The organism is Hymenobacter psychrotolerans DSM 18569, from assembly GCF_900142395.1.
GTDB lineage: Bacteria > Bacteroidota > Bacteroidia > Cytophagales > Hymenobacteraceae > Hymenobacter > Hymenobacter psychrotolerans.
This window is the reverse complement of the sequence record NZ_FRAS01000024.1, coordinates 19818-34887: the sequence shown is the minus strand read 5'-3', so window position 1 is coordinate 34887 and position 15070 is coordinate 19818. Positions and strand designations below refer to the sequence as shown.

Sequence of the window (15070 nt, the reverse complement as noted above, 5' to 3'; positions counted from 1 at the left end):
CCTTAAAAGTTAAGTGTGACATCCTGCGCCGGCAGCGCGTCGGACACGGCGCTGATCAGCAGCGTGCCGTGCAGCTCGCTCATCAGCTCGGCCAGGCGTTTGGTCTGGTAGCCGATGGCTTTCGGGTACCACGGCTTGGCTTTGCGCTGCCGGCGCTTCAACTGGCCACGGGTGTTGCGAATCCTCTCGTAGCCATCATCCCCACGACGCACGCCGGCGCCCATGCCCCGGCCCACGCCCATATCCACGAACTTGCCGTAGAGCGCATAGCTCAGCTGCAACTGCAGCCGGCCGCTGGCCGAGCCAATCACCTGCTTTTTAAAGCTGGCCATCAGCGCGCCGGTATTTTTAATGCGCAGCTTGCGCATGTTTTCGATGAAGTTGGTGACCGTGATATCCAGCCACTGCTCGGCCAGTTTGAGCTGCGCCTGGTTAAGTTGCTCTTCGGTCATAGCGCGATGTTGCGGTAAGTGAAGCGGGCCGACTCCAGCCGGCGGCCCGTAGGCACGCTCAGGCTGACTTTCTCCCACAGGTATTTGCGGTACCCGACCATTTCCTTGCGGCCGGGCTCCAGGGCCAGCAAATCCGACACCCGGAACTCCATGGTGCGCTCCTCTTTGCCGGCAGCCGAGAGGAAGTCCAGCCACGGCTGGTGCGCCTGCGCGTACAGGCCCTGCGGCCCGGCCCAGTGCAGCGTGCTCTGCCCCACCACCGCGCCTTGGGCATTGCGGTTGAGCGGGGAGGCCAGCGGGTAGGGCTGCCCGCCCGAGTCCGGCTGCAGCCCGTGGTCGAGCAGTAGCAACAGGCCCAGTCGCGAGTCGTCGCCCAGCTCAAACTCCTCGCCGGCACCTTTGCCCTCCAGGCGCGGCACCAGCAGCTCAGTACCGCGCACCGGGTCGGCGACCAGGCCCACATGCAGGGTGCCGGCAGCGGGGCCGAGCTTCTCCTTACCGGCCCCGAGCAGCAGCCGGCTCCAACTCGTATCGAGCGTTTTGTTTAGTTCGTCGTTGGCCAAGCGCATTTCCAGCGTGTAGCCCTGCGCGGTGGGTGGGCTGAAGCGGGCCGCGCCGCCAGCCCGGTGCACGTAGGCCTGGTCGGCCACGATGTCGCGCAGGCGCGTCACGCGCAGCTCACGCCGCACCGCGTCGAAGCTGTAGCCTAGGCCCAGCAGCTGCTGCAGGGCCACCAGAAACTCCCCCACGTTCATATCCGGCACGTGCTGGTTGAGCTGCACGGTGGCGGCCCCCCGCCGCAGTGCCCGGTCGGAAACGACGATGAGCTTTAGCGCCTCCGCCTCCTGCGTCCAGGGCCCGCTGAGCGAGTAGCCCACGGCCGCCAGCACCCGGCGCAGCAGCGGAATCAGGCGCGGAAACGGCACCAGCGGCGACTCCGCCGACGGGGTGTACTGGCCCGGGAAGTGGTTCAGCCAGCCGTTATAGGGCGGGTTTTTATCCCCGAAAAACGACTCGTTGCGCACGAGCGGCAGCGCGTAGTCGGCATGGTCGTAGCGCAGCTGCAGCAGCACCGCGCCCAGATCCAGGCTGCGCAGCGACACGCCGTCGATGCGGCTCTGCAGATCGGCGGCATCGGCCAGGAACTTGTACTGAAACACGCCCTGGCCCCGCCCCTTGCTTTCGTCGAACGACTCGTACACCAACACGCCCACCCGCCAGAGCAGGCCGTCGATGTAGAGCTCGGCCGGCTCCGGGGCCGGCACCTGGCCCTGAGCGGCGCGCAGGTGCGGGAAGTTGAGCTTGCGCATCGTGTCCTCCGTGCCCGCGATGCTGAACGGGTAGGTGGTGATGCCCGGCACCGAGGTGAAGCCGAAATACGGGTTACCGATTTCCAGCGAAACGGCGCTGCTGGCCAGATGCAGCTCGCCGGCAGCACAAGTGAGGCGGATCATGGCAGCAGCTGGTCAAAGGTGGGCAGCTCGCCGCCGGCCGCCGGCAGGCGGGGCGTGAAATTCCGCTCACGGGGCAGGTAGAAGTCCAGCTCCAGCGAGTTGACGTACTTGCCCTCCTCCGTCAAGGGCACCGTTTTGGCTTTCACCACGCCCGGCCGTAGCTGGCCGTGCTGCACGAGCAGTACCTGGCGCGAGAGCAGCAGTTCCTGGTGCTCGAGCATCTGCTGCTGCGTGCGCAGACCGCTGGCCAGCTTGAGCAGCGGCCGCAGCACCTTGTCCTGCACCTGCGTGTCACCCAGCTGCGGGTCATAGTCCCAGGCCAGGCTGCGCTCCACCTCGTCGCCGGTTACCTCCACGTCCAGCACGGCCTCGCCGGTGGCCACGAACGTGTCCACGCCGCCCAGCGAGTTGCGGTAGAGCAGGTAGCGGCGCGGGCCCACCGGCCACTCGCGCACGTAGCGGCGCACCGGCGACACGGCCTGGCCGTTGGTATCCGCCAGAAACACCTCCCAGGCCGTCACGGTGCGCTCGGCCTGATCATCCAGGCCCAGCTGCGCGAAGCCGGCGGGCAGGTTCAGCACCTCCCCGCGCACCACCGGCTGCGTAAAGCCGGAGGGGGTGAGCAGCGTCGTGCTGCCGTCGCTGAAGTATACCTTCACCTTCTGCTGCAGCGACGCAAAGGAGGCCAGCACCAGCCAGCTCAGAAATTCCGGCTGGTCAGCGGCCGCATATACCGTAGACGGCTGCCAGGTCAGGAACGGCCGGCGGGCGGCGGCATAGCTGGCCCAGTTGCCGGAGCGGGCCTCGTGGAAGCTGAGCCCGCCGAGCTGCACGAAATGCACGGCCGACACGCTTACCGCGTCGCGGGTGGGCGGGGTGCCGTACTTGGGGGCTGTGCGTAGGAAAAACCGCTTGAATACGTCCGTGCGGCGCTCGATACCGGTCTGAGCCAGGTTCGGCACGGCCGGCTGCAGAAAGGGCGAGAGCAGCTCCTGCACTTCGAACACGGTGCGGCCGTCACGGCTGGCGGGCTGCTCGAGCACGGTGGCCACCGGTGTGAACAGGTTGCTGCCATACTCCTGCTCGACGTGCACTTCGCACACGAACGAGAGGTTGGGCATGCCGGCTGGGTCTTCGCGGTAGGCCTCGCCGGCGTCCTGGTGCTGGTAGATGGCGTTGCGCGAGAAAAACAGCTGGTAGCTGAAATACGACACAGTTACTTCCCGCACGCAGCCCAGACTGTCAGTGACGGTACACGTGCTGGTGCCCTCCACCAGATCGTCGCGTTGGGGACGCGTGTCGCCGTCGTTCCACAGAAACGAGTACGGTGCTACTCCCCCGCTGACCACCAACTCCACCTCGCTGCTGAGCTGGCGCACTTCCACTTCCAGGCGCGGATTCTGGCCTACCACCACGTTTTCGAGTAGCAGCCAGGCACCGCTTTCGTGCGTGATGAGCACCGAATACGTGCCAGCACGCATAGCGCCCCGGTCGGCCGTCGTCGCGCCGTCGCTCCACAGGTAGGTGTAGCTGCCACCCGGGCTGTCCGGGGCCAGCGTGAGGTCAATCAGGCCCACGGCCGTGCCGAAACAGTCGCAGCCGATAACAGTGGCCGTGGCATCCACGAACTGCGCCAGCGGGGCCAGGCCACCGGCACCATCATGGTAGTAGCGCGTGAGCGTGTTGCCGTTGACCTGTGTGCTGATCAGCACCGACGGATCGAGGCTGACGTCGGCCGGCGGCACGTCCGGTACCGGCGTCAGGTACACGCGCTGACGGCGCGGCTCGGTGGTAATAACAAGCGTGGCCGGGTCCACGATAAAGAGCGTGCCCAGCCAGTTGGTGTAGGAGTCAGGGCCGTCGCTGAACACTTCGCCCTCGTCCTCCCAGTGCAGATATAAGTCGATCAGAGCCATTAGATGAAGGCGGCGGGGTTATAGGTTAGCGCGGCCGTGGCCGGGTTGGTAAAGTCGAAGTCGAAGCGGGTGCCGTACCAGCTGCCGTCGCCGATCGGGCCGATGGTGTCGGCGCTGATGGACTTCTCGTCGAGGCGCACCTTCACTTGGCCGGCCAGCGCATGCAGCACGGCCGCCAGCAGCTGCTCGCCGGTTTCTTCGGTGGCGTCGATAGCCAGCTCGATGTCGTCCTGGGTGAAGTCTTTGGGCAGCTTCTGGAACACGTAGAAGGCCCCCGACCGGCGGCGCTGCCGGTTGTCGCCCCCGTTATCGAGGTACTGCGTGTGACAGCTTTCCACGACCAGCATCTGCGAAGTGGAGCCGGGCGCGTAATGGCGTCCGAGCTGCTTTTCGGCCATTTCAGCCAGGTCAACCTGCTTCTGAAATGGGTCGATACTGACCACCACGCGGGCAAAGCGCGGCACTTTGGGCGAGTGCTGAATTTTCTGGTGACGCGTGGCCAGGTCGCGGAACAGCGCGACGTACTGCGAGTGACGGAGCATTAGCGGGAAGAAGTGGAGTTGAGGTGCCGGGCCTCGCGGGCCAGGTCGCAGAGTTCGGCCAGCACGGTGCGCGCCGACTGCCGGGCGGTTTGCTCCAGCGGCCCGAACGTGTCGCCGGAGAGGCTGCGCAGCACACGGCCCCAGTCACCTTTCTGGTGGCGGCGGGTGTCAGTTTCGGCCGCTTCGAACACCTGCGGGAAGTCGGCCTGTAGCTGGGCCCGGCAGCCGCGGTACCAGAGGTAGATGCTCAGCTGATCCACCTCCGGCAGCCAGCGTAGCACGCGGGCGTGGTACTCGATGTTGTGCTCGTTGAAGGCTTCGCGCACGTCGCCGCTCCAGTCGGCGTCGCCGGGCCGGGGGCCTTTCCGGCGCGCCGGACGGTAGAGCGAGGCTATGAAGTGGCTCAACGCCTCCGGCGCCTGGTGCCGGGCATAGGCGCAGAAGTAGGTGTCGGCGAAGATGAACTCGCCGAAGCTCACGCCCGACAGGTTGTCGCCGGCGCCCATCCAGCGGCGCTGTTTGCGGTCCACTCTGGCCGGCAGGCGCAGCTCGGGCAGCAGCTGCCTAGTCAGGCGGTGCTCGTCGGAGTAGATAAAATCAGTGAGGCTATACAGCTGCTTGACCTGCAGCACGGGCAGGTCGGTGAGCAACTCGAGGGGCGCGCCGCTGACGATGCTCAGCAGCCGCAACCGGGCAGGCCAGAAGTGCTCCGGCCCGTAGAGCACGTGCACCACCTCGCCGAGCTGGGCGCGGGTGAGTTCGTTCCAGGTGCTGGCCGGCGTGAAGTGCCGGCTCCAGATTTCCAGTCGTTCCATGCAGCAAAACTGCCGCCGGCTGCCACGGTGAAAAAGGACACGAAAAAGCCCCGCTGGTGGGCGGGGCTTTTGTTGCAGTAGGCGGCCGTTTCGCTCCCTGCACGGGGTTGATTGGCGGGCCTAAACTAAGAAGCTTCGCTGTACTGGTCAAGTTTTCGCTCCAACCCAGCCACTACCTGAAGTAGCTGCTGCTCCAGGTTGCTGAGCGGCGCCAGGGGCGACAAACCGTAAGCTCCAAGAATTTCCAATCCTTCAATGGTGCCCACATAAACTGGTTCCGCCTTAGGCAGGCGCGGCGGCTTTTCCCGCTGCTGTTCCGATTTCTCTTCAGCGTCGCCAGAGTGCAAACGCCAGCCGTCGCCCGTACCGTTCGGGTCCGGGTCAGCAGTGGTGCGGCCGAAGCCGATGGGGTTCTTAGCCATGGTGCAGTCTTCAGCAAGCCGGGGAAATCGCTGCGAACATTCTGCACCACGCCAAGCGTGCACCGAAAGTGCGGATCATGCTTCCGCTCTACTCCCCGGCCGTTTTTTGAAGACGGCCAAGGCGCAAGCCTAGCATGATGTTCCAGAATGTTCGCATGACGAAGGTAGCAAAGCAAACCGCCCCGGCCAGCACGACCGGGGCAGTTTTATTTCAAAGTAGCCAGCGGCCGCGCACCAGCCGGTTCAGCCCGAGCAGTACGCCCACGACCGCCAGCACCCACCACGGAAATGCCCTGGTAGTGGTGGCGGTGGCCACCGCGCCCGAGCCCACGGCCACCGGTGCCTTAGCCTTGTCGATGCGCGTGGCGCTAGCCTCCTCCCCGACCGCCGTACTGCTTTTCTTGGCCGTGCTCACGGCAGTGGAGTTTTCGCCGGTGGCCACGGTGCTGTTCTTGATTTTCACCGATGCCGGCGCGTGGCCAGCGCGGGCTAGGTTGCGGGCCTGGGCCTTCTGCCACTGGCGCACCTGGCGCGGGCTGCTGCCGGCCGGCGGCGGTACCAGGTACGGGGGTAGCTGCGCCAGCGAGTCGCGCTGCAGCGGGCTGAGCAGCGAGGGCAACTGCTCCGGACGCGGCCGGCTGGTGGTGCAGCCGCTGAATAAGCTCAGTACCAGAACAGCCAGTGCGGTAACCATAAATGTTACCAGGCCATACAGAAAGAATAAACCTAGAAGTCGTCTCATACTTTTCCTCCGGGAATACCCAGCGCCTTGGCGGCTACCAGGAAGTGGTTCATGCGGTCCGCATAGCCGTTGGTCCCGCCGTTGATGCGCTTGGTGATGGTGTCGAAGAAGTTGCCATCCGCCATAGCGTTCAGGCTGCGGCTGTTCCAGTACCAGCCGGCCGATAGGGCTGCGAGGCGAGACGTTTCCAACAGCCACGGCTCAGCCTCCAGGTCCACGCCGAAGGCTCGGCCCAGTGCATAGTAGTTGGCCCGGCCTGTAATCTGGATCAGGCCACGGCCCCGAAACTTTACCCCGTCGCCCTTCTGGGTATTGCCGAGGTCTTTCCGGCCCTCATAGGCGGCTCCGCTGGCGTATTCGCGTACGGCATCCAGCCCGCAGGACTCGTGCCCGATCTGCGCCAGAAAGTGCGCCACACGAAGCTTCGTGTTGATGTTGTACTTGGCCAGCGTTTCGTTGATCGGGCCGAGGAACTTGTCGGCTTCCGCCGACGTGGTGCCCACCAGGGCGGCCATGAGTTGTGGTTTGGTAAGCTGCATTTGAACAGGTATTAAATGGAAACTTCACGTAAAGCGGGCGGTGCAGGAAGCGGCGGCAACTCACTCTCCAGCATTGGCTCAGGCGCGGCCGGCGCCAGCTCCTCGGGTGGCACTTTGCTGCGAAACGAGCCGGTTTCCTCCCAGTCCGTCATGCCCTGGCGCAGGAACTTGGGCATCGGCAGGCCCATGCCACCCAGCCCGCGAAGGTTCTCATCGATGCTCTTGGCTTCGATAATGAGGATGAAGAGGTAGATGGTGAACTTCACCCCGAGCGACATGTAGTCCGCCCAGGGCACGCGGCTGCCATCGATTTCGATGGAGCTGAACACGTGCGCCACCACGATTCCCACCCCGTAGTCGCGCAGCTTGGTGAACATCTGGCGCATCCCCCGCGAGTGGAAGCGGCCCTGCTTGAAGCTGCGAGCCATGCCCAGCAGCGTGTCAATCAGGAAGAGCACCATCAGGAAGCCCAGCGCGCTCCAGTCGTTGAAAATGTACTTCTGGAAGAGTTGTGCGGCCTTTTCCAGTGCCGGCGGTAGTAGTGGATGCATCAGAAAAAGCGGACAACTTTTGATTCAGCAGTATTGAGCGGCACGGCAGCCGCGTCGGGGGCGCGGTAGGGACCGAACTTGAAATAGGTGGCGTACCGGGTCGGTGAGGCCACGCGGTTGAGCAGCTGGCGCATCCGCTCCAGTAGCACGTCGGCCGTGCGCTGCGCCTCGAAGGCGCGGGCCTGCAGCAGCTGGTCGAGGCCGGCGTCGGCTTCCTTGGAGTTGGAGTCGTCGATGCGGGCAATCATCAGCTCAATCCCGTCGCCGGTGAGCCGCAGGCCCAGCTCGGGCACGGCGCGGGCCAGTGTGCACGCGGCCAGCGCCGGGCGGACGTACTGATTCAGCAGCGCCTCATTCTCCACCGTGAGCGTGCGGGTTCGCACCTGTTCGCGCAACTCGCTCAGGAAGTCGTAGCCCAGCTGCGGCTCCAGCACGAACAGCTCCTGCCGGCTGATGAGCGGGCGCAGGGCCTCGAACAGTGGCCACGACTCCTGGATGTTCTCGAAGTGCGAAAACTCCGCGGCCGAAGTCAGCAGCTGCCGGCGGTGGTTCTGGCCGGCTCCGGCCGCCCAGGCCTGCAGTTCCGGCGACGTGCTGTGGTTATCTTCCAGCCACTGCAGCAGCACGTTCAGATCGAGGTAGCCTTTGCGGGTCAGCGTTTTGCGCAGGTTGGTAATCTGCCACTGAAAGGCCGTTTTATGGGTTTCGGTGCTGACGATGTGGATACCCGTGTTGTCGAGGGTGACCTGCAGCTCGTCCAGGGCGCCGGCTACGCTAAGGCGCGCCAGCGGGGCCTGCACCAGGCGCAGCAGCTCGCCGGCCGGCGTGTCGGTTTCGGCCGTGGTGCCGGCCTCGTATTGCGCCTCCAGCCAGTGCAGCAGCGTGCTACCCAGTAGCGGCAGCAGCAGCTGCCTGCGCAGGCGCTCTTCTTCGCGCTGCACCGGCTCGGGCACCTCACGGGCGTCGAGCGTCACGTAGCGGCGCAGTTCGTTACTTGTCTTCAGCAGGCTCAGCATCATCGGGATTGCCGCCGGTGGCGGTGTTTGTGTTGGACTTGGACACGTCGGCGGTCTGCGCCAGCGGGTTGAGGAAGCGGAATTCCAGCTCTTCGGGCCAGCCGTTGTAGTCGCGCACCAGGTAGAGCGGCTCCAGGATCAGGTCCTGGTGGAAGCGGTGGGTGGATATGAAATTGTTGAAGGCGATGCGCTTATCGGAGCCCGAACCGGCCCCCATGCCCTTGCCGGGCGAAATGCCGACCAGCGTCGGGTCCACGCTCAGGGCGGTGTAGATGTGGCTGCTGGCCTCCTGCGAGTCCTCGATGTGCAGCCCGCTTTTCACCTTGTCGTCGATGGCCGTGACTTTGAAAGCCGAAATGGTTTCCGTGGTGCCCGGAACCGGCACCGCCACCGAGAGAATCGACTTGCCCGCGCCGGCCGCGCCGGTCATGGTTTTCTCGAAGTCGGCCAGCTCGTCGCTGATAATCTGCCGGCGCTGCTCGGTGATTTTCGTGTCCCAGTCGGGGTATTTCCACTTCCAGTACCGCTCATCGGTTTCGATCAGATACTTGATGCTGAGCTGGTTTTTGAACATGGCCGCCTTGAACTCCGGAATGGCCTGCGCCACGTCCAGCCAGCCGGAGCGGCGGATGCTGTTCCAGCTGGCCAGTTGGTAGAGGGCCTTGCCGGGCGAGGGCAGCGCCAGCGGGTAGAGGTACTTGAAGCCCCGCGTGTCGGCCTTCAGCGCCTCCACCGGCTCGTAGTAGGGGTCGAGCACCGGCACGCTGGTCGTGTACTCGTCGCCGGGTTTGGCGTCGGGCCAGTTGGCCGAGATATGCACGTAATCGGGCACCGGCTGATTGGCCTTCGGCACCGAGTAGCGGCAGAAGGCCGTGTCCTGGGTGGTGAGCGTGGTAATCTTCTGCTTGTTGAGCGACTGAATCAGCTCCGGATAGCTCTGCGCGAAGGTGAACAGGTTCTGCAAACCTTCGTAGGCATAGCGCGCAATGTTGCTGCGCCGGAAAAAGGCCTCCACGTCGGGCAGCCGCTCCCGCTCAAAGATTTCGTTGCCGCTCTTGTCGAAGCCCGTCACGCGGCCGTAGACCACGCCCCCGCCGTACACGGCCCGGGTTTTCCACTCCAGCACGCTGGGCAGAATGGTGTTCGATTCCAGCGACTTGATAACCTGCTGCGGAAAGTCGTTGGCCTCCCCCCAGAGCGCCACGTCGCCGGAAAGGCCTTTTTCCACTGGTGAGGAGGGCGTGGCGCCGTCCTGAGTGGCGGAGCTGCCGCCGGCACTGCCGGCCGCGGCCATGCCACCGCCGAAGCGCATCACGGAGCCGGCCAGCGCGCCGGTGCCTTGCCAGTACGCCGTGCTGCCGGCCGAGCTGAATAGTAGTTGTTGCATTTACAGAATGACTTTGCGGCCGGCCACGGCCACGAGTAGATAGATGTGCACCTTCACCAGGTTGCCGGTGGTCGTGTCGAGCAGGTTGCGGGTGGCGTTGGCGTAGTGGTCGGGGTTGCGGGCGATGCGGGACACGGTGGCCAGGTCGGCTTCCGGTTCGCCGGTGAGTACCGGCGCGGCCTTCTCGGCCTGCCGCTTGCCCGAGCCGATGCGGGCGGCCTTCAGCTCCCGGAACTCGCCGCCAGTGCCGCGGCGCCGGTCGCACGTCACGAACCGCACCGCCACCGGCGTGCCGCTTTCCAGCAGGGCCAGCGCGTCCTTCAGGCGAATCGTTGCGGGTGTTTCCATGCTGCAAAACTGCCGTCATGCTGAGCGCACAAAAAGGACACAAAACCGCCCCCATTGCCCCGGAAAACGCCAAAAAGCCAATCTCACAGCGTTTTGCCCTCACGCGCTGCAAACCGCATTTTTGGGCCTGCTGAGCGTTTTGCAGTCTCACCAGTCCAGCGCGATGGCCCGGCATGCACTGTCGGCGGTCGGCAGCTGCCGGGGGACGCCTCGGTGATATCTGTGGGGGCCGGGCGGCACCCGATGGGACAAAAAAACCCCCAACGCAGGCCGCGTTGGGGGTTTTATCTACTATCGGACAGCCAAAGGCACCGAGGCAGGCCTTGGCAGGTGCTGCTTACACCACCAGCAGGCCACTCAGGTCAGGCATGCTCATCACCACGTCGGTGCCCACGTAATGGAAATGCAAGTCAATCGTATCGGTGAAGTGAGTCGCGTGCTCCTGGGGGAAGCTCTCCTTCTGCTCACTCTTTTTGATCTTGCTGATGTTGCCCTTAGTGTCCTGCCCCACCGGGGCCAGCAGCATGGCCTGCACCACATCCTTGGTGTTGACTTTGTTGAAGCGCAACCGCCACACCTTGGGATAGAGCTTCTCGGCCAGCACTTCCTGCCCTACTACATACCGCGTGGGATGCCCTGGTACCCGGCCCAGGTTGGCCCTGGTCACGCGCCAGCCTCGTGACTGCAGTACCTTGATGAAGGTTTCGTTCAGCGTCCACGGGCTGTTCGGGTTACGGTTGTTACCCCACTCGGCATCCTCCAAGAAGATGAGTTCCTTGCGCAGGTGATACTGGTAGTAGTCGCAGAAGGCATTGGCCAGGTCACTCACCAGCTGAGGGTGCTTGACGTACATGCCCTTCAGGATTCGGTACTCGCGCACATCGTCATGCTTCTGGCCCAGCGTGAGCACCGAAATCTTCCCACCCCAGTCCACGGCCCCCACAATTGGCAGGTGGCTGCGGCAGTCACTATCTCCCCGACTATCCTGGTCTGAGGCCTTGAGCTTTTTGAGGTTGTACTCCAGCCCCAGCACAAAGTCATCATCCGCGCACTCCACCACATGCCGGGCTTGGTTGAGCTGAGGGTAAAAGCCGCCCTCGACCGTCGTCGGCCGCCGGTTCATGATTTCAATCATGAACGTGAAGTCGGTCATGAAGCGGCGCTGATCCAGCAGGTACTGCAGGCCCAGATTCTGGATGTTATCGAAGGCATTAGCCTCGGAATAAAACGAGCCCTTATTGGCCGCTGAGGGGTAGTAGCGGATGTCCATCATCAGCTTCACCACCTGCTCGCGCCAGATGTGCAGGCGCTCCTCGTCGGTTTCAGCGTCGATGAAGCGCACCTGCGCTTCAATCAACTCATTTTGCCGCTCGGTGAGGTCAATACCGTCGTTTTCGTAGTATTTGGCCTTGTCCAGCAGCCAACGGCCCTGGTCGCCCCAGGGCATCGAGCTGAAGAGGAAAACACCATGGTGCTTCGGGTTTTTGCCGAAATACTGCCCGTTGCCGCGGTTTGTGGCCGACAAGTCGGCATCGAGCTTCTCCTTGTTGAACAGCAGGGCCTCATCCCCAATAAAGCCGTCCACGTTCAGGCCCCGCGAGGCCGAGCCACCGGCATCGAGCGAGACCAGGTGAAACCCGGTCCCGTTGCGAAAAATGATGAAGTGGTCGTAGCTCAGCGGGCCCTGAATCGGCCGGTCAAACAGCTTGGAGGGTGGCGGGCGCCGGCCCACGTAGAAGTCGCGGTCCAGCTTGTAGCCCAGGGCCTCCAAACCCGCAATCGTCGAGGGCAAGGTGCGGGTGAGCACCTGCTTGTAGGTCGAGCCCACAATCACCCAGCACGAGCGGGGCATTGTCTGCACGATTTCGTGGATGTCCCACGAAATCACGGTCGATTTACCCGTACCACGGCCCCAGACGCTGGTACCCTCCTTCTTGCCCTTAGCCGTGACGTAGCGCAGCTGGGGCTGATTAAACGTGAGCTTTACCTGATCAACGATTACCATCCGTACCGCCCTCCTCTCTACGCTCCAGCAGCATCTGCTCCATCTGCTCGGCTCCGAACACCTGCTGCTGCACGGCGTCCTGAATCAGCTCGTAGTCAGCGTCCTGAATGCTTTCCGGGTCCATCAGGTTGATGGTGCGCGCCTTGCGGCCCTCCACCGTGAGGTTAATCACGTAGCTGGTATTGCCACTGCCCGAGCCGGCGGCTTCCTCCTGGCCCGAGTCGGCCCGTAACAGCCCGGCCACGTTGGCCTCGAACTTCATGGCCGCCAACGCTGCCCGGGTATCCGGCGGGCGCTGGGTGAGGGCCAGCTGCAGAATCTTGCGCGCAAACTCGATCAGGATGGCCTTGCGGCCTTCCTTGCGGACTTTCTTCAGATCCCCCATCAGGTTCTGCGCATCAGCCAGGCGCCGGTAGCACGTGGCCCGGCTGATATCGAACTGCTTGGCCAGCAGCGGCCAGGCCTGATCGAAGGTGTGGTAGTTACTCAGCAGCGCATAGGCGGCCTCAATCTGCTGATTTACCAGCTGGTCGGCCGGCGACAGGCCTTTGAGGCCCCGGCCGCTGCCGTTGGCCTCCTCGATACTGGCGGCATAGATCCGCTCAATGGCCGTGCTTTTGTGCAGAACAACCTCCTGCGCGCCGGGCAGGTCCTTAGGCTGCAGCTGCGTCGACATACTCCTGGAGTTGGGCCTCGGTCAGCTCCTGACCGTTGCGGGTGACACTAAACCGGTGCTGGTTGTCGCGCATGAACTGCACGAAGCGGCGCACATGCACGTCCACGTAGGCCGGATCCAGCTCGATGCTGCGGGCACTCCGCTGGGTCTTCTCGCAGGCAATGAGCAGGCTGCCGGAGCCGCCAAAGCCGTCGAACACGATGTCATCCTGCTGGCTGGAGCACTCGATCAGGTACTCGAGTATCTCCAGCGGCTTCATGGTCGGGTGGTCGGCATTGCGGCTCGGCCGGTCAAAGTTGAGCACCGTGGTCTGCTTGCGGTCGGAGTACCAGGGGTGGGCCGCTCCCTCCTTCCAGCCATAGAGAATCGGCTCGTGCTGCCAGTGGAAGTCCTGCCGGCCCATCACGAACGACTGCTTGACCCACACCAGGCACTGGCTCAGCTTCAGGCCGGCTTCCTTCAGCGCCAGGCGGAAGTTGGCGCCTTCCGAGTCGGCGTGGAATACGTAGATGGGCGCACCCGGCGCCGAGTAGGCGTACACGTTGGTGTAGAAGTCGTAGAGGAACGCCCGGAACTCGGCGTCGCCCATGTCGTCGTTCTGAATGGTCAGCGCGTCCTTGGTTTTACCCTCATACTTCACGTTGTAGGGCGGATCCGTATTGGTCAGCTGGATCAGCTCGCCCTGCAGCAGCGTCTCCATCACGTCGGCCTCGGTCGAGGAGCCGCACACCAGGCGGTGCACCAGGCCGCGGCCGATGCTGTGAAACTCGTACACGTCGCCCAGCACCGATATCGGCGTGGCCGGCGGAGCCGGGTCAAACGCCTGCTCCTCCGCTGGTGGCAACTGCAGGGCCGTCAGCGCGGCCAACTGGCCCAGCACGTCCTCGCCGAAGATGTTGCCCATCTCCAGGTGGGAGAAGTCGCGCAGCAGGCCCTCATAGTCCCACACGGCGGCATCCGTGTTGGAAATCAGGTTGTACTCGTCCAGCTCGTCCTTCGTGAGCTGCCGGTTGGGCATGCGCACGTCGATGAGTTCCTCGCCGCGGCCCAGATCCAGCAGGATGCGCAGGCGCTGGTGGCCGGCCAGCACGACGTTGTCGGAGTTGAGCACCGGGACCTCCACTAAGCCGAACTTCGAGAGGCTATAATTCAGCCGCTTCAGGCCATCTTCCGTGGCAATGCGGGGGTTGTACTCCAGCGGCACCAGGTCGCGCACACGGCGCGTCGCATTGTGCCACTCCAGGGGAATCAGTTCTTCAGTCACGATGGGGTATTGAGTTTGTTTCGGATCAGGTTGATTTCTGCCTCCAGTGCCGGCAGCTCACCGGCACGCTCGGGCCGCTTGCGGAGCTTGCTGCGCAGGCTCACCAGGTTGTCGAGGCGGCGGCGCAGCTCACCGGCATCGGTCACGTCGGCCGTGGCCACCGGGCCGGGCCGGCGGCCGTGCTCCAGCACGTGCGCTTCATCGGCCAGCAGCTGCAGCACCTGGTCGGTGAGCTGACAGATGCGGTGCACCATTTTGCAGCGGGCCGCCTGGCGCAGGCCGGGCGCGGTGAGCTGCGCGTGCAAGTGGCTCCGCTCGTCGCGGGCCGCCTTCAGCTGCGTCCGGACGCCGGCCAGCAGCGCCGGGTCGGCGGGGACTGCAGTGGCCTGAGGCATAGGAGCCGGCGGCGTGGGGGCTCGTGGGGGTTCGAACACCGGGCCTACCAGTGCCTGCAGCTGCGCCACGAGCACCTGGCGGCTGTAGCTGGTTTCGCCCAGGGCGAAGAGTTGCTTGTAGGTGGCGCTGCCGCCCAGCTGCTCATAGAGCTGCACGCCGGCCGCAAAATCCGGTGGCTGGGCCAGCCAGTGGCGCACGTTGGAGGTTTCCATGCAGCAAAACTGCCGCCGGCCGTCACGGTGAAAAAGGACGCAAAAAAGCCCCAGCCAAATGGCTGGGGCTTTTCCCCTCACTCCCCGTTCTCTCACCTCCGGGTTACTTGTTCACCGCTGGCGTTGCCTTCCTGCGCTTGGCTTTCCTTGCTACCAGATAGGTGAACTTAGGGTCCTGAACCAGCGCATCGGCCTGCTCCAGCGTGAGCCGGGTCAGGTCAATTTTGCGGCCGAGTCGCTGGATCTCGATAACACAGGGCGTTATGGTGGCTGTGTACTTCTCCGCCACTTCAGGCCGCAGCTGCGGCTGGTTCAGGGATGCTTTGGCCATGC

Annotated in this window: 17 protein-coding genes; all 17 read right to left on the bottom strand. The window is 64.1% G+C overall.

The genetic code is table 11. From position 1 onward, the window contains the following. Positions 1-2 precede the first annotated feature (2 nt). The gene (locus BUE15_RS17605) at positions 3-452 is read right to left on the bottom strand and encodes a hypothetical protein (RefSeq protein WP_073288028.1); all 450 of its coding nucleotides are present in this window, start codon (positions 450-452) and stop codon (positions 3-5) included. Then, positions 449-1906 (bottom strand): hypothetical protein, encoded by a 1458-nt coding sequence (locus tag BUE15_RS17600; protein WP_073288026.1) that lies wholly within the window; start codon positions 1904-1906, stop codon positions 449-451. The genes BUE15_RS17605 and BUE15_RS17600 overlap by 4 nt, the downstream gene beginning before the upstream one ends. Then, complete coding sequence (locus BUE15_RS17595) at positions 1903-3822, bottom strand: SprB repeat-containing protein (RefSeq protein WP_073288024.1); 1920 nt, start codon at positions 3820-3822, stop codon at positions 1903-1905. Before BUE15_RS17595 ends, BUE15_RS17600 begins: the two co-directional genes overlap by 4 nt. After that, positions 3822-4364 (bottom strand): hypothetical protein, encoded by a 543-nt coding sequence (locus tag BUE15_RS17590; RefSeq protein WP_073288022.1) that lies wholly within the window; start codon positions 4362-4364, stop codon positions 3822-3824. Before BUE15_RS17590 ends, BUE15_RS17595 begins: the two co-directional genes overlap by 1 nt. Next, positions 4364-5179, bottom strand: coding sequence for a hypothetical protein (locus BUE15_RS17585; RefSeq protein ID WP_073288020.1), 816 nt, complete (start codon positions 5177-5179; stop codon positions 4364-4366). Before BUE15_RS17585 ends, BUE15_RS17590 begins: the two co-directional genes overlap by 1 nt. Positions 5180-5304: 125 nt before the next feature. Further along, positions 5305-5601, bottom strand: coding sequence for a hypothetical protein (locus BUE15_RS17580; RefSeq protein WP_073288018.1), 297 nt, complete (start codon positions 5599-5601; stop codon positions 5305-5307). 211 nt (positions 5602-5812) lie between these two features. After that, positions 5813-6343 (bottom strand): hypothetical protein, encoded by a 531-nt coding sequence (locus BUE15_RS17575; RefSeq protein WP_139252393.1) that lies wholly within the window; start codon positions 6341-6343, stop codon positions 5813-5815. Then, positions 6340-6882 carry a glycoside hydrolase family 19 protein gene (locus BUE15_RS17570; RefSeq protein ID WP_073288014.1) on the bottom strand — a complete coding sequence of 181 codons (543 nt, stop codon included), beginning with the start codon at positions 6880-6882 and terminating at the stop codon, positions 6340-6342. The genes BUE15_RS17575 and BUE15_RS17570 overlap by 4 nt, the downstream gene beginning before the upstream one ends. An 11-nt stretch (positions 6883-6893) precedes the next feature. Continuing rightward, on the bottom strand, positions 6894-7433 hold the full coding sequence (locus BUE15_RS17565) for a phage holin family protein (protein WP_073288012.1): 540 nt from the start codon (positions 7431-7433) through the stop codon (positions 6894-6896). Beyond that, positions 7433-8452, bottom strand: a complete 1020-nt coding sequence (locus tag BUE15_RS17560) for a DUF6712 family protein (protein WP_073288010.1) — start codon at positions 8450-8452, stop codon at positions 7433-7435. Before BUE15_RS17560 ends, BUE15_RS17565 begins: the two co-directional genes overlap by 1 nt. Beyond that, positions 8424-9836: a hypothetical protein gene (locus BUE15_RS17555; protein WP_073288008.1), complete on the bottom strand. Its 1413-nt coding sequence runs from the start codon at positions 9834-9836 to the stop codon at positions 8424-8426. The genes BUE15_RS17560 and BUE15_RS17555 overlap by 29 nt, the downstream gene beginning before the upstream one ends. Next, on the bottom strand, positions 9837-10184 hold the full coding sequence (locus BUE15_RS17550) for a hypothetical protein (protein ID WP_073288006.1): 348 nt from the start codon (positions 10182-10184) through the stop codon (positions 9837-9839). Positions 10185-10521: 337 nt separating this feature from the next. After that, a complete protein-coding gene (locus tag BUE15_RS17545) occupies positions 10522-12189 on the bottom strand; it encodes a hypothetical protein (protein ID WP_073288004.1) in 1668 nt (555 codons plus the stop codon). Beyond that, positions 12176-12865: a hypothetical protein gene (locus tag BUE15_RS17540; protein ID WP_073288002.1), complete on the bottom strand. Its 690-nt coding sequence runs from the start codon at positions 12863-12865 to the stop codon at positions 12176-12178. Before BUE15_RS17540 ends, BUE15_RS17545 begins: the two co-directional genes overlap by 14 nt. Then, entirely contained in the window at positions 12843-14129 is a 1287-nt protein-coding gene (locus tag BUE15_RS17535) for a DNA modification methylase (RefSeq protein ID WP_084549151.1), read from the bottom strand. Before BUE15_RS17535 ends, BUE15_RS17540 begins: the two co-directional genes overlap by 23 nt. Then, a complete protein-coding gene (locus BUE15_RS17530) occupies positions 14126-14737 on the bottom strand; it encodes a hypothetical protein (protein WP_073287998.1) in 612 nt (203 codons plus the stop codon). The genes BUE15_RS17535 and BUE15_RS17530 overlap by 4 nt, the downstream gene beginning before the upstream one ends. A gap of 103 nt (positions 14738-14840) precedes the next feature. After that, complete coding sequence (locus BUE15_RS17525; protein WP_073287996.1) at positions 14841-15068, bottom strand: hypothetical protein; 228 nt, start codon at positions 15066-15068, stop codon at positions 14841-14843. Positions 15069-15070: the final 2 nt, after the last annotated feature.